Annotated in this window: 22 protein-coding genes; 3 read left to right on the forward strand and 19 right to left on the reverse strand. The window is 66.1% G+C overall.

Features of this window, described 5'->3' with window-relative positions:
• Positions 1–68 precede the first annotated feature (68 nt).
• Positions 69–2,333, forward strand: a complete 2,265-nt coding sequence (locus KNJ79_RS21735; RefSeq protein WP_317154008.1) for an NADP-dependent malic enzyme — start codon at positions 69–71, stop codon at positions 2,331–2,333.
• Positions 2,334–2,438: 105 nt separating this feature from the next.
• Here KNJ79_RS21735 and KNJ79_RS21740 read toward each other — a convergent pair whose 3' ends face one another.
• The gene (locus KNJ79_RS21740; RefSeq protein WP_317154201.1) at positions 2,439–2,933 is read right to left on the reverse strand and encodes an outer membrane protein assembly factor BamE; all 495 of its coding nucleotides are present in this window, start codon (positions 2,931–2,933) and stop codon (positions 2,439–2,441) included.
• A 176-nt stretch (positions 2,934–3,109) separates the two neighbouring features.
• Here KNJ79_RS21740 and KNJ79_RS21745 point away from each other — a divergent pair, with 176 nt between their 5' ends.
• Both KNJ79_RS21745 and KNJ79_RS21750 read left to right on the forward strand, forming a co-directional pair.
• Positions 3,110–3,640, forward strand: a complete 531-nt coding sequence (locus tag KNJ79_RS21745; RefSeq protein WP_317154009.1) for a ubiquinol-cytochrome C chaperone family protein — start codon at positions 3,110–3,112, stop codon at positions 3,638–3,640.
• Complete coding sequence (locus KNJ79_RS21750) at positions 3,637–4,164, forward strand: YceD family protein (protein ID WP_317154010.1); 528 nt, start codon at positions 3,637–3,639, stop codon at positions 4,162–4,164. The genes KNJ79_RS21745 and KNJ79_RS21750 overlap by 4 nt, the downstream gene beginning before the upstream one ends.
• On the opposite strand, the gene KNJ79_RS21755 is transcribed toward KNJ79_RS21750, so the two are convergent.
• The 18 genes from KNJ79_RS21755 to rpsC all read right to left on the reverse strand — a co-directional run bounded on the left by KNJ79_RS21755 (position 4,161) and on the right by rpsC (position 13,518).
• The gene (locus KNJ79_RS21755; protein ID WP_317154011.1) at positions 4,161–4,856 is read right to left on the reverse strand and encodes an SRPBCC family protein; all 696 of its coding nucleotides are present in this window, start codon (positions 4,854–4,856) and stop codon (positions 4,161–4,163) included. The two genes, KNJ79_RS21750 and KNJ79_RS21755, sit on opposite strands and share 4 nt — an antisense overlap.
• A gap of 58 nt (positions 4,857–4,914) precedes the next feature.
• Positions 4,915–5,577 carry an adenylate kinase gene (locus tag KNJ79_RS21760; RefSeq protein WP_317154012.1) on the reverse strand — a complete coding sequence of 221 codons (663 nt, stop codon included), beginning with the start codon at positions 5,575–5,577 and terminating at the stop codon, positions 4,915–4,917.
• Between the two features lie 49 nt (positions 5,578–5,626).
• Positions 5,627–7,000 carry a preprotein translocase subunit SecY gene (gene secY, locus KNJ79_RS21765; protein WP_089216028.1) on the reverse strand — a complete coding sequence of 458 codons (1,374 nt, stop codon included), beginning with the start codon at positions 6,998–7,000 and terminating at the stop codon, positions 5,627–5,629.
• A gap of 233 nt (positions 7,001–7,233) precedes the next feature.
• Positions 7,234–7,725, reverse strand: coding sequence for a 50S ribosomal protein L15 (gene rplO, locus KNJ79_RS21770; protein WP_317154013.1), 492 nt, complete (start codon positions 7,723–7,725; stop codon positions 7,234–7,236).
• A 42-nt stretch (positions 7,726–7,767) separates the two neighbouring features.
• Positions 7,768–7,974, reverse strand: a complete 207-nt coding sequence (locus tag KNJ79_RS21775) for a DUF1737 domain-containing protein (protein WP_089216030.1) — start codon at positions 7,972–7,974, stop codon at positions 7,768–7,770.
• A gap of 6 nt (positions 7,975–7,980) precedes the next feature.
• Positions 7,981–8,166 (reverse strand): 50S ribosomal protein L30, encoded by a 186-nt coding sequence (gene rpmD / locus KNJ79_RS21780; RefSeq protein WP_089216031.1) that lies wholly within the window; start codon positions 8,164–8,166, stop codon positions 7,981–7,983.
• Between the two features lie 4 nt (positions 8,167–8,170).
• The gene (rpsE, locus tag KNJ79_RS21785) at positions 8,171–8,869 is read right to left on the reverse strand and encodes a 30S ribosomal protein S5 (RefSeq protein WP_089216032.1); all 699 of its coding nucleotides are present in this window, start codon (positions 8,867–8,869) and stop codon (positions 8,171–8,173) included.
• A 2-nt stretch (positions 8,870–8,871) separates the two neighbouring features.
• Positions 8,872–9,228 (reverse strand): 50S ribosomal protein L18, encoded by a 357-nt coding sequence (gene rplR / locus KNJ79_RS21790; protein ID WP_089216033.1) that lies wholly within the window; start codon positions 9,226–9,228, stop codon positions 8,872–8,874.
• Positions 9,229–9,231: 3 nt separating this feature from the next.
• Positions 9,232–9,765: a 50S ribosomal protein L6 gene (gene rplF, locus KNJ79_RS21795; RefSeq protein WP_089216034.1), complete on the reverse strand. Its 534-nt coding sequence runs from the start codon at positions 9,763–9,765 to the stop codon at positions 9,232–9,234.
• Complete coding sequence (gene rpsH, locus KNJ79_RS21800) at positions 9,765–10,169, reverse strand: 30S ribosomal protein S8 (protein WP_089216035.1); 405 nt, start codon at positions 10,167–10,169, stop codon at positions 9,765–9,767. Before rpsH ends, rplF begins: the two co-directional genes overlap by 1 nt.
• A 12-nt stretch (positions 10,170–10,181) precedes the next feature.
• Complete coding sequence (gene rpsN / locus KNJ79_RS21805; RefSeq protein ID WP_058454356.1) at positions 10,182–10,487, reverse strand: 30S ribosomal protein S14; 306 nt, start codon at positions 10,485–10,487, stop codon at positions 10,182–10,184.
• A 53-nt stretch (positions 10,488–10,540) separates the two neighbouring features.
• Positions 10,541–11,119: a 50S ribosomal protein L5 gene (gene rplE / locus KNJ79_RS21810; protein WP_089216036.1), complete on the reverse strand. Its 579-nt coding sequence runs from the start codon at positions 11,117–11,119 to the stop codon at positions 10,541–10,543.
• The gene (gene rplX, locus KNJ79_RS21815; protein ID WP_089216037.1) at positions 11,112–11,432 is read right to left on the reverse strand and encodes a 50S ribosomal protein L24; all 321 of its coding nucleotides are present in this window, start codon (positions 11,430–11,432) and stop codon (positions 11,112–11,114) included. The genes rplE and rplX overlap by 8 nt, the downstream gene beginning before the upstream one ends.
• A gap of 2 nt (positions 11,433–11,434) precedes the next feature.
• Positions 11,435–11,803 carry a 50S ribosomal protein L14 gene (gene rplN / locus KNJ79_RS21820; protein ID WP_011543078.1) on the reverse strand — a complete coding sequence of 123 codons (369 nt, stop codon included), beginning with the start codon at positions 11,801–11,803 and terminating at the stop codon, positions 11,435–11,437.
• Between the two features lie 57 nt (positions 11,804–11,860).
• The gene (rpsQ, locus tag KNJ79_RS21825; RefSeq protein WP_317154014.1) at positions 11,861–12,145 is read right to left on the reverse strand and encodes a 30S ribosomal protein S17; all 285 of its coding nucleotides are present in this window, start codon (positions 12,143–12,145) and stop codon (positions 11,861–11,863) included.
• Between the two features lie 10 nt (positions 12,146–12,155).
• Positions 12,156–12,362 (reverse strand): 50S ribosomal protein L29, encoded by a 207-nt coding sequence (gene rpmC / locus KNJ79_RS21830; RefSeq protein WP_089216039.1) that lies wholly within the window; start codon positions 12,360–12,362, stop codon positions 12,156–12,158.
• Between the two features lie 5 nt (positions 12,363–12,367).
• On the reverse strand, positions 12,368–12,799 hold the full coding sequence (gene rplP / locus KNJ79_RS21835; protein WP_089216040.1) for a 50S ribosomal protein L16: 432 nt from the start codon (positions 12,797–12,799) through the stop codon (positions 12,368–12,370).
• Positions 12,800–12,810: 11 nt separating this feature from the next.
• Entirely contained in the window at positions 12,811–13,518 is a 708-nt protein-coding gene (gene rpsC, locus KNJ79_RS21840; protein ID WP_089216041.1) for a 30S ribosomal protein S3, read from the reverse strand.
• Between the last annotated feature and the right edge of the window lies 1 nt (position 13,519).

Here is a 13,519-nt window from a genome sequence, read left to right on the forward strand (position 1 = left end):
TTTTGACGAGGCGGCGCTAGGGGAAAGGCTCGGGCGCGCATCTTGTGAATCAATCGAGAGGATAAGGAATGGACAGCGGCAGCAAGGTGCAGTTTTCGGATCGCGAAGCGCTTCTCTATCACAGCTATGGCCGTCCCGGGAAAATCGAGATCGTCGCCTCGAAGCCGATGGCGACGCAGCGCGACCTCAGCCTCGCCTATTCGCCCGGCGTCGCGGTGCCGGTGAAGGCGATCGCCGACGACCCCGCCGCCGCCTATGACTATACCGCCAAGGGCAACCTCGTCGCCGTGATCTCGAACGGCACCGCGATCCTGGGGCTCGGCAATCTCGGCGCACTCGCCTCGAAGCCGGTGATGGAGGGCAAGGCGGTGCTGTTCAAGCGCTTCGCCGATGTCGATTCGATCGACCTCGAGGTGAAGACCGAGGACCCGCAAGCCTTCATCGACGCAGTCGAGCTGCTCGAACCCAGCTTCGGCGGCATCAACCTGGAGGATATTGCCGCACCCAACTGCTTCATCATCGAAGCGGCGCTCAAAGAGAAAATGAACATCCCGGTGTTCCACGACGACCAGCATGGCACCGCGATCATCACCGCCGCCGGGCTGATCAACGCGTGCCACCTGACCGGGCGCAAGCTCGAAGACATCAAGGTCGTGGTCAATGGCGCGGGCGCCGCGGCGATCGCCTGCACCGAGCTGATCAAGGCGATGGGCGTCCCGCACGACCATGTCATCATGTGCGATCGCAAGGGCACCATCTATCAGGGCCGCACCGAGGGCATGGACCAGTGGAAGTCGGCACATGCGGTGCCGACCGAGGCGCGCGACCTGACCGAGGCGCTGGTCGGCGCCGACGTCTTCCTGGGCCTGTCGGCCGCGGGGGCACTCAAGCCCGAGATGGTCAAGCATATGGCGCCCGCACCGATCATCTTTGCGATGGCGAACCCCGATCCCGAAATCTCGCCGCCCGACGCGCGCGCCGCGCGGCCCGATGCGATCATCGCCACCGGCCGCTCGGACTATCCGAACCAGGTGAACAATGTCCTCTGCTTCCCCTTCATCTTCAGGGGTGCGCTCGACGTGCGCGCGACCGCGATCAACGAGGCGATGAAGATCGCCGCCGCCAATGCGATCGCCGAACTCGCGCGCCAGCAGGTGCCCGAAGAAGTCGCCGCCGCTTACGGGGGCCGCGCGTCGAGCTTTGGCCCCGACTATATCATCCCCTCGCCCTTCGACCCGCGGCTGATGGAGATCGTCCCCGCCGCGGTCGCCCAGGCGGCAAGCGAATCGGGGGTCGCGCAAAAGCCGATCGCCGACCTCGACGCCTATCGCACGAGCCTGCGCGCGCGGCTCAATCCGACGACGTCGGTGCTGACGCTCGCCTATGAAGCGGCGCGCAAGAATCCGAAGCGCGTCGTCTTTGCCGAGGGCGAGGAGGAAGTGGTGATGCGCGCGGCGATCCAGTTCCGCGAAGGCGGCTACGGGATTCCTGTGCTCGTCGGGCGCGAGGGGCTGCACGACAAGCTGCGCGAGCTCGGCGTCGCCGACCCCGAAAGCTATGAAGTGCACAACAGCGTCAATTCGCCGCATGTGCCCGAAATGGTCGACATGCTCTACAAAAGGCTCCAGCGCCGCGGCTATCTGCGCCGCGACTGCGAGCGCATGGTCAATCGCGACCGCAACATCTTCGGCTCGCTGCTGCTCAAGCTCGGGCTCGGCGACGCGATGATCACCGGCGTCACGCGCACCTATGCGCAGACGATGCGCGAGGTGCGCCGCGTGATCGACCATGCCGAGGGCAAGACGCCGTTCGGCATGCATATCTGGGTCGGGCAGCGGCACACGATCTTCATCGCCGACACGACGGTGAACGAGCGGCCGACCGCCGAAATGCTCGCCGACATCGCCGAGCGCACCGCGCTGGTCGCGCGCCGCATGGGGCACGAACCGCGCGTCGCCTTCCTGTCCTATTCGACCTTCGGCAATCCACCGGGGTCGTGGCTCGACAATATCCGCGAGGCGGTCCACATCCTCGACGATCGCCAGCCCGAATTCGAATATGAAGGCGAAATGGCCCCCGACGTCGCACTCAACGAACGGCTGATGAGAAATTATCCCTTCTGCCGCCTGTCGGGGCCGGCGAACGTCCTTGTCATGCCCGGGCTGCAATCGGCGAATCTGTCGGCCAAGCTGCTGCGCGAACTCGGCAGCGGCGCGGTGATCGGGCCGGTGCTCGTCGGCATGGAAAAGCCGGTGCAGGTCGCGACCATGTCGTCGCCGGCTTCGGACCTCGTCACGCTTGCGGTGCTCGCCGCGGGCGGGATTACGGGATAAGGTTTGTCCTGCGCAGATTGAACCGCCGCCCCGCGAAGGCGGGGGCCGCAGGCAGCCTTGCGCAATGTCTCCAGCGGCCCCCGCCTTCGCGGGGGCGACGCCAAACTAAGGCCCGGTGTTGCCGCCCGCGCCGCCCATGCCAGGCGCGCCGACCGCGCCGATATTGCCGAAGATATCGTCGAAGAAGCTGCGGTCGCGGCCCAGGGTCGGCGTCTTGTCGCCTTCGGGGCTGATCCGGCTGACGAGGTCGAGCCCGGTATTGTCGACCGCGACGACATTGCCCTGCGCGTCGAAGCGGATGCGCATGACGCGCTGCGAAACCGGGCGCGGCTTGGCGAAGGCGAGCTGGCGCGTTTCGCGCGACAGATAATAATATTCCTTGTCGCTGAACTGGCTGACGAAGGTCGGATGACCGAGCGTCTTTTCGACCGATTCGCGGTTGTCGACGCCCGGCGTGATCGCCTGCGTCAGCGTCGGGTCGACGACATAGCCCTGACGCCCGCGCAGCTGGGTGCAGCCACTCGCCGCCAGCGCGACGATCAGGCCGGCCGCGACAAGGCGCAGGCGAGGGGCGGCAAAGGCGGGCTTGGCATTCGGCATCATGGTCTCCGTCGCGCAGTGCGCCCGGCGGCGGGCGGCGCTGGCTGCGCTTTGTCTGGCGCCTCTTAACCGCAAGCGGACGCGGCGCACAAGCCGCTTGTGGCGCGCCGATGCTTGCTGGAAGCTGACTCGCACGCCCCTTTTCCGCCGCACCGAATACGCCTAAGCGAACGGGCATGATTTCGTTTCGCAAACTCTTTCGCCCCGCCCCCGATCCGCGCGAGGTGCGGCGTCCGCTGTGGCAGGCGGTTGTCGCCGCCGGCCGCGCGCCGCACTGGTATCGGGAAGGCGGCGTGCCCGACACGCTCGACGGGCGCTTCGACATGGTCTGCCTGGTCCTGTCGCTCGTCCTCCACCGGATCGACGACGATCCCGGACAGGCCGCGGCGGGGGTCCAGCTGACCGAATTGTTCGTCGCCGACATGGACGGGCAGATCCGCCAGATCGGGTTCGGCGACATGGTCGTGGGCAAGCAGATCGGCCGGATGGTCGGCGCGCTCGGCGGCCGGCTCGGCGCCTATCGCGCCGCCGACGGATCGGACGAGCTACGGCAGGCGCTGGTCCGCAACCTGTGGCGCGGAAGCCCGCCCTCCGACACCGCGCTCGACCATGTGACGACCGAAATTGCGCGCTTGCGCCGCGCGCTCGCGCGGATGCCGGTCGAAACGCTGATCGCCGCCGACCGGCTTCCCGGACAAGATGGATGAGCGACGGCGAGTTCCCGTATCTCGTGACGCTCGCCGATGCGGCGCGGGGCCGCCGCGTTATGCTCGTAGCCGATGCGGACGCGCGCGCACGGATCGCGAAGCGGCTCGGTCTCGTCGCGCTCGATCGTTTTGCCGTCGAAGCCGAGATCGGCGCGGTCGCAGGCGGCATCGCGGCGAAAGGAACGATCGACGCCGACGTCGTGCAGACGTGCGCCGCGACCGACCTGCCCGTGCCGGGGGCGATCCGCGAGGCGTTCGACCTGCGCTTCCTGCGCGATGCTGCGCCGGATGCGGCGGCGGATGAGGAAATCGAGATCGACAGCGCGGATTGCGACATATTGCCGCTCGACGGCGACCGCGTCGATCTGGGCGAGGCCGCGGTGCAGACGCTGTCGCTCGCGCTCGATCCCTTTCCGCGTCACCCCGACGCCGACCGCATCCTTGCCGGGAAGGGCGTGCTCAGCGAAGAGCAGACCGGCCCGTTCGCCGCGCTCGCAAAGCTGCAGGGCAAGCCGAAGGATTAATCTCCGCCCGCGCCGCCGGTCGCGGCATCGCCCTTGAGCAGGTCGGCCATGGCGTCGTCGAGGCTGCCGGGTTCGTCCTTCGCGGGCGCGTCGGCCGCGGGCACCGCCTTTTCGTCCGGCACATCGGCCTTGCCGCCCGTCACCGGCAGCGCGCCGCCGAGCGCCTTGGCGAGCCCGACGAGCTGTTCGCCGATCACCTGATCGACCGCGGGCGCGATCTCGGCGGTCTTGAAACGCATATAGCCGCCGACGACATAATCGAAGCGGATCGCCGAGCCCGCGGCGGTCGGCTGAATCTGGATCGTCAATGTGCCGGTCACCGCCTCGCCCTGCAGCGGGCCGAAGGCGCCCGAGAGGCGCATCATCTGCCCGGGCTGGGCGAAGAGGATGCGCGCGTGCTGGACGCTCCCCATCGCGCCGTCTTTGCCGGGCAGCTTTTCGCAGAAACAGCCGCCCGCCTGCGCATCGAGCCAGAAATTGGCGGTGTCGCCCGACCAGCTATGCTCGGCCGACCACCATTTGTCGGGGGTGCGCAGCATCTTCCAGACATCGCCGGGCGTCGCCGCGACCTTGGCGGTGTGCGCCACGGTGAAGCCGATGTCGCTCTGGTCGATGACCTTGGCACCCGCCGCGGGCGCATAGAACAGTGCCGCCGGCAGCAGCACGACCGCCATTCGAGTCCCGAATTTCATAGCCTGTCCCCCTTCCCGCACTGTTTAGCCGGGGAGCGGGGGGCTGACCAGAGCGCCTTCAGGCGGTCGCGGTCGCGAGGATCGTTTCGATCGCGTCGTTGACCTCGTCGATCGGCGCCATGCCGTCAACGTGGGTCACGATGCCGCGTTCCTCGTAGATCGGCAGGATCGGCGCGGTTTTGCCGCGATATTCGGCCATCCGCGTGCGCACCGTTTCCTCATTGTCGTCGGGGCGGCGCTTGAACTCGTGGCTGCCGCACACGTCGCAGGTGCCTTCGACCTTCGGCAGCTTGTAACGGTCGTGATAGCCCGCGCCGCATTTCGCGCAGGAAAAGCGGCCGGTGATGCGATCGACGAGCGCATCCTCCTCGACCACCAGCTCGATCACATGGTCGAGCTTGCGCCCGCGCTCGGCGAGGAGCGCGTCGAGCGCCTCGGCCTGCGCAGCGGTGCGCGGATAGCCGTCGAAGATCACCGAGACGTCGGGGCCGAGCGCGTCGAGCCGCTCGCCGATCAGGCCCGAGACGATCGCGTCCGACACCAGTTCGCCCGCGTCCATCACCGCTTTCGCCTGCAATCCCGTCGGCGTGCCCGCCTTGACCGCGGCGCGCAGCATGTCGCCGGTCGACAGCTGGACCATGCCATGCTCTTCCTCGAGCCGCGCGGCCTGCGTCCCCTTGCCCGCGCCCGGCGGGCCAAGCAGGATGATGTTCAGCGTCATGAAAGCCCCTGTCTCCCGTTGCACCTTCGCTTCGGCCGTAACCGAGTGATCAGCGCCGTGCAACGCCGCCCTTCAATTTGGCCTTCTTGATCAGGTCGCCATATTGATGCGCGAGCATGTGGCTCTGGATCTGGGTGATCGTGTCGATCGTGACGTTGACGATGATCAGCAGGCTGGTGCCGCCGAGCTGGAAGGGCAGTCCCGATCCGGCGATGAAATATTCGGGCACGAGGCAGATCAGCGCCAGATAGATCGCGCCGATCACGGTGATGCGCGTCAGCACGAAATCGAGATAGGCGGCGGTGTTCTTGCCCGGGCGGATGCCGGGGATGAAGCCATTCTGCCGCTTCAGATTGTCGGCGGTTTCCTCAGGGTTGAAGACGACCGCGACGTAGAAGAAGCAGAAGAAGATGATGCCGCCGGCATAGAGCGCCATATAGAGCGGCTGGCCGTGCGCGAGATATTGGTTGAGCGTGATCAGGAAATCGCCCCACGCCGATTCGCCCGATACGCGGTTGCCGAGCATCTGCGTGACGGTGAGCGGCATCAGGAGCAGCGACGAAGCGAAGATCGGCGGAATCACGCCCGCGGTGTTGACCTTGAGCGGCAAATGGCTGCGGTCGGCCTGCATCACCCCCCGCTGGGTCGCGCGCTTCGGATATTGGACGAGCACGCGGCGCTGCGCACGCTCCATGAAGCTGATGAACGCGATGATGACGATCGCGCCGCCGATCACCGCGACGACGGTGCCGCCGCCCATCGAGCCTTCGCGCACCTGCGTGAACATCTGCGCAAAGCTGCGCGGCAGCTGCGCGAGGATGCCCGCCATGATGATCAGCGAAACGCCGTTGCCGATGCCGCGGCTGGTGATCTGCTCGCCGAGCCACATCAGGAAGAGCGTGCCGCCGACGATCGAGATGACCGCACCGATGCGGAACATCATGCCGGGGTCGACGACCGCGGCGATCCCCTGGCTCGCCCCGAGCGTTTCGAGCCCCACGGCGATGAAATAGCCCTGGATCGCGGTCAGCGCGACGGTGCCGTAGCGCGTATATTGGTTGAGCTTCTTGCGCCCGCTTTCGCCCTCTTTCTTGAGCGCGGCGAGGCTGGGGGACAGCGCCGCGGCGAGCTGAACGACGATCGATGCCGTGATATAGGGCATGACGCCGAGCGCGATGATGCTCATCCGCTCGAGGCTGCCGCCCGAAAAGGTGTTGAAGATGTCGAGGACACCGCCCGACGCCGCCTGCGAATAAAGGTTCGACAGCGCGACGGGATCGACGCCGGGCAGCGGCACGAACGACAGGAAGCGGAAGACGATCAGCGCGCCGATCGTGAACCAGATGCGCTTCTTGAGTTCGGTCGCCTGGCCGAACTTCGAAAAATTGAGGTTGGAAGCAAGCTGATCGGCGCGAGAGGCCATGGTATCTTTCCTCGAGTGCGGACCGCGCCCCCCGCGACCCGGGCGCCTATGTGCGTTCGGAGGGCACGAAGCGCAAGGGGAAAGGCCCTCATTTAAGCCCGTCCTCTTCGGAGGAAGGGTTGGGGGCGGTGTGCACGGCCTTATGCCAAGCCCGAGGGCACCACCCCACTGCGACTAGCGAGCGAGCTCGCAAGTCTCGTTGCCCCTCCCCTGAAGGGGAGGGGTGAGTCGGTTCACTCGCCCTTGGCTTCCTCAGCCGGAGCGGCAGGCAGTTCGACCTTGCCGCCGGCCTTTTCGACCGCCTCGATCGCGCCCTTCGACGCGCCGGCGACGGCGAAATTCAGCTTGGCGGTCAGTTCGCCCTTGGCGAGCAGACGGACGCCGTCCTTGCCGCCGCGCGCGACGCCCGCGGCCTTCAGCGCGTCGTGATCGACCGTCTTCTTCGGATCGAGCTTCTTCGCATCGACCAGCTTCTGCACCTGGCCGAGGTTCACGATCGCGAAATCCTTGGCGAAGATGTTGTTGAAGCCGCGCTTCGGGATGCGCATGTGGAGCGGCATCTGGCCGCCCTCGAAGCCGTTGATCGCGACGCCGCTGCGCGCCTTCTGGCCCTTCTGGCCGCGGCCGGCGGTCTTGCCCTTGCCCGAGCCGATGCCGCGTCCGACGCGCATCCGGCCCTTGCGGGCGCCGTTATTGTCACGAAGGTCGTTCAGTTTGATAGTCATGTTGCACTCGCTTTCGCTGTGTTCGCGCTAGGGACTGAAAGCTCAGTCCGGTTCGATTTCGCTCGAAGGCTGGAACCCCGTATAGGGTCCCGCCTTTTCCATCACGATGGCCTGGGCGACATAGCCGCGACCATCGACATTGGTGATCGAGGGGCTGCCATGAAGCTGCCATCCCCGGTTGAGCAGCCCCTCGACGCGGGCGCAAAAGGCGCTGTCGTCGGGACCGGTCAACAGGCGATAGAGCTTCATCGCGGCTCAGCCCTCGACGATTTCCACCATGTGCGGCACCTTGCGGAGCATGCCGCGCACTTCGGGGGTGTCGACCAGCTCGACCTCGCGGTGCATCTTGCCGAGCCCGAGCCCGGTCAGGATGGCACGCTGGTCCTTCGGCCGGCGGATCGGCGAGCCGATCTGGCGAATCTTGATTGTCTTGTCGGCCATGGTCTTACTCCGTCACCGCCGCGGCTTCGGCCTCGGCCGCGCGATCGGACGCACCGCCGCGCTTGATGAGGTCCGACACCTTCTTGCCGCGACGCTGCGCAACCGCCTTCGGGCTGGTCTGCTCGCCGAGCGCCTCGAAGGTCGCGCGGATCATGTTATAGGGGTTCGACGTGCCGACCGACTTGGTCACCACATCGGCAACGCCCAGCGATTCGAACACGGCGCGCATCGGACCGCCGGCGATGATGCCGGTCCCGGCAGGCGCCGAACGCAGCGTCACCTTGCCCGCGCCGAAGTGGCCGCGACCGTCGTGATGCAGCGTACGGCCGTCGCGCAGCGGAACGCGGATCATCGCCTTCTTCGCCGCGGCGGTCGCCTTCGAAATCGCTTCGGGAACCTCGCGGGCCTTGCCGTGGCCGAAGCCCGCGCGGCCCTTGCCGTCGCCGACGACGACGAGCGCCGCGAAACCGAAGCGCTTGCCGCCCTTCACCGTCTTCGAGACGCGGTTGATGTGGACGAGCTTCTCGATCAGCTCTTCGCCGCCATCCTCGTCGCGCGGGCGACGATCGTCGCGGCGGCCGCGGCCACCGTCACGGCCGCCGCGTCCGCCGTCGCGGCCGCCACGGCCACGGCGCGCCGGGGCACCGGTGTTTTCGGTCGTCGCCTCGGGCGCGCCTTCGGCGTTCTGAACTTCGTCTGCCATCATTAAAACTCCAATCCGCCTTCACGGGCCGCGTCGGCCAGCGCCTTGATGCGCCCGTGGAACAGGAAGCCGCCACGGTCGAACACGACCTGCGTCACGCCCGCCTTCTTCGCGGCTTCGGCGAGGCGCTTGCCGACATCGGCGGCCGCCGCGGCGGTCGCGCCGGAAACCTTGCCGCGGACATCCTTGTCGAGCGTCGAAGCCGCGGCCAGCGTCGTGCCGGCGGCGTCATCGATGAGCTGCGCGTAGATGTGACGGCCCGAGCGATGCACCGAAAGGCGCGGACGGCCGGCGGCACGCTTGCGGAGCGCGGTACGCACGCGCTGGCGGCGTTTTTCGAAAGGGGTAAGATGTGCCATGGCTTACTTCTTCTTGCCTTCTTTGCGGAAGATGTACTCGCCGCGATATTTGATGCCCTTGCCCTTATAGGGTTCGGGCTTGCGCCAACGGCGGATTTCCGCCGCGACCTGGCCGACCTTCTGCTTGTCGATGCCGCTGATCTCGATCGTCGTATTGTCCGGCGTCTTGATCTCGATGCCTTCGGGCACCGCGAAATCGACATCGTGGCTGTAGCCGAGCTGCAGCTTCAGCGTCTTGCCCTGCGAATTGGCGCGATAGCCGACGCCGCTGATCTCGAGCACCTTGGTGAAGCCCTCGGTCACGCCCGTGACGAGATTCTGCACCAGCGTGCGCTGCATGCCCCAGAAGGCGCGCGCTTCGCGGCTGTCGTTCGCGGGCTGGACCGAAATGGCGCCCTCGCCGACTTCATATTTGATGAGGTCGGACAGCGGCATCGCCAGCGTGCCCTTCGGACCCTTCACCGACAGCTCGCCGCCGTCGATCGCGGCGGTGACACCGCCGGGGATCGCGACTGCCTTTTTACCGATGCGCGACATCAGAACACCTCCGCCAGCACTTCGCCGCCGACATTATGCTCGCGCGCCTCGGCGTCCGAGAGCACGCCGCGCGGCGTCGACACGATGGTGATGCCCAGCCCGTTGCGCACGATCGGCAGCTCTTTCGAGCCCGAATAGACGCGGCGGCCCGGCTTCGAGACGCGGGCCACGTGGCGGATCGCCGGCTGGCCCTCGAAATATTTGAGCTCGATGCGGATGCCCTTGTGCTGGCCCTTGGCGCCCAGCATTTCTTCGCTGTAGCCGCGGATATAGCCTTCGCGCTGGAGCACATCGAGAACGCGGACGCGCAAGGTCGAAGCCGGCGTCAGGACGCTGTCCTTCTTCGCCTGCTGGCCGTTGCGGATGCGGGTGAGCATATCACCCAAAGGATCGGTCATTGCCATCTTGCGTCTTCCTTACCAGCTCGACTTCACAACACCGGGGATCAGGCCCTTGTTGGCCAGATCGCGGAGCTGCACACGGCAAAGCCGGAACTTGCGATAATAGGCGCGCGGACGGCCCGTCAGCTCGCACCGGTTGCGGATGCGGGTCGGGTTGCCGTTGCGCGGGATTTCCGCCATCTTCAGGCGCGCGATCAGGCGCTCGCCATCGTCGAGCGAGGTGTCGGCCGCAATGGCCTTCAACTTCGCGTAGCGGCCGGCATATTTCTTCACCAGCTTCTTGCGACGCTCGTTCTTGTTCACCGAACTCAGTTTCGCCATGACTTAAGTTCTCTTTCCTTCTTGAGAGAGCACGGCCTGTTTCCCAGCGGGAATCAGGCGGCTTCCTTTTCCTGCGCTTCGATCGGGAAGGGGAAGCCGAACAGCCGGAGCAGTTCGCGGGCCTCTTCATCCGTGCGAGCGGTGGTGGTGACGATCACGTCCATGCCGCGCACCGTGTCGATGCGGTCATAGTTGATCTCGGGGAAGATGATCTGTTCCTTGAGACCGAGCGCATAGTTGCCGCGGCCGTCGAAGCTCTTCGCCGACACGCCGCGGAAGTCGCGGATGCGCGGCATCGCGATCGTGATCAGGCGATCGAGGAACTCGTACATGCGTTCGCGGCGCAGCGTGACCTTGCAGCCGATCGGCATGCCTTCGCGCAGCTTGAAGCCCGCGATCGACTTCTTCGCCTTGGTGATCACGGGCTTCTGCCCCGCGATCAGCTCCATTTCCGAAGCGGCGGTCTCGACCTTCTTCTTGTCCTGAACCGCGTCGCCCACGCCCATGTTGAGCGTGATCTTCTCGATCTTCGGGACTTCCATCGCATTTTTGTAACCGAATTTCTCGGTCATCGCCTTGACGATCTTGTCGTCATAGAGCGACTTCATGCGCGGGGTGTATTTGTCAGCCATTGATGGTCTCCCCGGACTTCACGGCCACACGGACCTTCTTGCCGTCCCTGGTTTCGAAGCGGACGCGCGTCGGCTTGCCCGTCTTGGGGTCGGCAACCGCGACCTTGCTGACGTGAAGCGGCGCTTCCTTGCGCTCGAGGCCGCCCTGCGGGTCCTGCTGGCTCGGCTTCTTGTGGCGGGTGATGATGTTGACGCCCGCGACGACGACCTTGCCGTCCTTCGGCAGGCTCTGCGTCACTTCGCCGGTCTTGCCCTTGTCCTTGCCGGACAGGACGACGACGGTGTCACCCTTCTTGATCTTGGCCATACCCATGGTCAAAGCACCTCCGGCGCCAGGCTGATGATCTTCATATAGCCGCGGCCGCGCAGTTCGCGGACGACGGGGCCGAAGATACGGGTGCCGATCGGCTCTTCATTCTTGTTGACGAGCACGGCGGCATTGCTGTCGAAACGGATCACCGAGCCGTCGGCGCGGCGCACGTCCTTGGCGGTGCGGACGATGACGGCGCGATGCACGTCGCCCTTCTTCACCTTGCCGCGCGGCTGCGCTTCCTTGATCGACACGACGATGACGTCGCCGACGCCGGCGGTGCGACGCTTCGACCCGCCCAGCACCTTGATGCACTGGACGCGCTTCGCGCCGCTGTTGTCGGCGACTTCCAATTGTGACTGCATCTGGATCATCGATGCATTTCCTTCTTCCTTGGCCTACCGGGCCGTCCCGGCGGTTCCGTGAATCTCTTACGCTTCGGCTTCGCCCGGAGCCGCGGCGGCCTTCGGCTTGGTCGAGGTTTCGACCTTGTCGAGAACCTTCCACGTCTTCAGCTTCGAATAGGGCTTCGTTTCCTCGATGCGGACGGTTTCGCCGGCCTTGATGGCGTTGTCCTCATCGTGGGCGTGATATTTCTTCGAGCGGCGGATGATCTTCCCGTAGAGCGGGTGCTTCACCTTCCGTTCGACCTTCACCACGACGGTCTTGTCGCCCTTGTCGGACACCACCGTGCCGGTCAGAATGCGCTTCGGCATGACAGTCTCCTTACTTCGCGGCAGCCGCGCGAACGCGCGCGGTCTGCTCGGTCTTGATGCGGGCGATCGAGCGCCGCACGTCCTTGACCCGCGACGCCTTTTCGAGCTGGCCGGTGGCGGCCTGAAAGCGCAGGTTGAACGCCTCGCGCTTCAGCTCGCCCAGCTGTTCGGCCAGCTGGTCGTCGGTCTTCTTGGTCACATCTTCGGTCTTGGCCATGGCCCTCAACCCTCCAGGTGCGAGGTGTCGCCGAGGCGGGCGACGACCTTCGTCTTGATCGGCAGCTTCATCGCCGCGCGTTCGAACGCCAGCGCGGCCACCGGGCCGGGGACGCCGTCGAGTTCGAACAGGATGCGGCCGGGCTTGACGCGCGCGGCCCAGAATTCCGGCGAACCCTTGCCCTTGCCCATACGGACTTCGGCGGGCTTCGACGACACGGGGACGTCGGGGAACACGCGGATCCACAAACGGCCCTGGCGCTTGATCGCACGGCTGATCGCGCGGCGGGCCGCTTCGATCTGGCGCGCGGTGATGCGCTCGGGTTCCATCGCCTTCAGCCCGTAGGAGCCGAAGTTCAGGCTGGTGCCGCCCTTGGCATTGCCGTGGATGCGGCCCTTGAAGGCCTTGCGGAACTTGGTTTTCTTCGGTTGCAGCATGTCAGCGTTCCTTAGCGGCGGTCATCGCGCGCCGGGCGCACGCCCGACGTCTGTGCGTCGAGCATCAGCCGGTCGGTCGCCATCGGGTCATGGCCGAGGATCTCGCCCTTGAAGATCCAGACCTTGATCCCGCACACGCCATAGGCGGTGTGGGCTTCGGCCTCGGCATAGTCGACATTGGCGCGCAGCGTGTGCAGCGGCACGCGGCCTTCGCGATACCATTCGGTGCGCGCGATTTCCGCGCCGCCGAGACGGCCGGCGCAGTTGATCCGGATGCCCTCGGCGCCGAGGCGCATCGCCGACTGCACCGCGCGCTTCATCGCGCGGCGGAACGCCACGCGGCGCTCGAGCTGGTCGGCAATGCCCTGCGCGACGAGCTTGGCGTCGACTTCGGGCTTGCGGATCTCGACGATGTTCAGCGACACGTCGCTGCCCGTCATTTCGCCGAGCGTCTTGCGCAGCTTTTCGATGTCGGCGCCCTTCTTGCCGATGATGACGCCCGGGCGGGCGGCATAGATCGACACGCGGCACAGCTTCGCGGGACGCTCGATCACCACCTTCGAGATCGCGGCCTGCGGCAGCGCCTTGAAGATGAACTTGCGGATCTTCAGATCCTCGACCAGCATACGGCCATAGTCCTGCCCTTCGGCGAACCAGCGGCTGTCCCAGGTGCGGTTGACCTGCAGGCGCAGGCCGATCGGATTGCTCTTCTGGCCCATC

Source organism: Sphingopyxis indica, assembly GCF_032879645.1.
Taxonomy (GTDB): Bacteria; Pseudomonadota; Alphaproteobacteria; order Sphingomonadales; family Sphingomonadaceae; genus Sphingopyxis; species Sphingopyxis indica.

Bases quoted from the DNA above. Each gene is read 5' to 3' on its own strand.
- KNJ79_RS21735 (WP_317154008.1), top strand. From the start codon at position 69: ATGGACAGCGGCAGCAAGGTGCAGTTTTCGGATCGCGAAGCGCTTCTC.
- rplR (WP_089216033.1), bottom strand. From the start codon at position 9,228: ATGGCACATCTTACCCCTTTCGAAAAACGCCGCCAGCGCGTGCGTACC.
- rpsH (WP_089216035.1), bottom strand. From the start codon at position 10,169: ATGGCAATGACCGATCCTTTGGGTGATATGCTCACCCGCATCCGCAAC.
- rplE (WP_089216036.1), bottom strand. From the start codon at position 11,119: ATGGCTGACAAATACACCCCGCGCATGAAGTCGCTCTATGACGACAAG.
- rplP (WP_089216040.1), bottom strand. From the start codon at position 12,799: ATGCTGCAACCGAAGAAAACCAAGTTCCGCAAGGCCTTCAAGGGCCGC.
- KNJ79_RS21760 (WP_317154012.1), bottom strand. From the start codon at position 5,577: ATGACGCTGAACATCATCCTGCTTGGCCCGCCGGGCGCGGGCAAGGGG.
- rplX (WP_089216037.1), bottom strand. From the start codon at position 11,432: ATGGGTATGGCCAAGATCAAGAAGGGTGACACCGTCGTCGTCCTGTCC.
- KNJ79_RS21740 (WP_317154201.1), bottom strand. From the start codon at position 2,933: ATGCCGAATGCCAAGCCCGCCTTTGCCGCCCCTCGCCTGCGCCTTGTC.
- KNJ79_RS21745 (WP_317154009.1), top strand. From the start codon at position 3,110: ATGATTTCGTTTCGCAAACTCTTTCGCCCCGCCCCCGATCCGCGCGAG.
- rpmC (WP_089216039.1), bottom strand. From the start codon at position 12,362: ATGGCCAAGACCGAAGATGTGACCAAGAAGACCGACGACCAGCTGGCC.
- rplO (WP_317154013.1), bottom strand. From the start codon at position 7,725: ATGACTATCAAACTGAACGACCTTCGTGACAATAACGGCGCCCGCAAG.
- rpsN (WP_058454356.1), bottom strand. From the start codon at position 10,487: ATGGCGAAACTGAGTTCGGTGAACAAGAACGAGCGTCGCAAGAAGCTG.
- KNJ79_RS21750 (WP_317154010.1), top strand. From the start codon at position 3,637: ATGAGCGACGGCGAGTTCCCGTATCTCGTGACGCTCGCCGATGCGGCG.
- rpmD (WP_089216031.1), bottom strand. From the start codon at position 8,166: ATGGCCGACAAGACAATCAAGATTCGCCAGATCGGCTCGCCGATCCGC.
- rpsQ (WP_317154014.1), bottom strand. From the start codon at position 12,145: ATGCCGAAGCGCATTCTGACCGGCACGGTGGTGTCCGACAAGGGCGAC.
- rplN (WP_011543078.1), bottom strand. From the start codon at position 11,803: ATGATCCAGATGCAGTCACAATTGGAAGTCGCCGACAACAGCGGCGCG.
- rplF (WP_089216034.1), bottom strand. From the start codon at position 9,765: ATGTCGCGCATCGGTAAAAAGGCAGTCGCGATCCCCGGCGGTGTCACC.
- KNJ79_RS21755 (WP_317154011.1), bottom strand. From the start codon at position 4,856: ATGAAATTCGGGACTCGAATGGCGGTCGTGCTGCTGCCGGCGGCACTG.
- secY (WP_089216028.1), bottom strand. From the start codon at position 7,000: ATGGCCTCTCGCGCCGATCAGCTTGCTTCCAACCTCAATTTTTCGAAG.
- rpsC (WP_089216041.1), bottom strand. From the start codon at position 13,518: ATGGGCCAGAAGAGCAATCCGATCGGCCTGCGCCTGCAGGTCAACCGC.
- KNJ79_RS21775 (WP_089216030.1), bottom strand. From the start codon at position 7,974: ATGAAGCTCTATCGCCTGTTGACCGGTCCCGACGACAGCGCCTTTTGC.
- rpsE (WP_089216032.1), bottom strand. From the start codon at position 8,869: ATGGCAGACGAAGTTCAGAACGCCGAAGGCGCGCCCGAGGCGACGACC.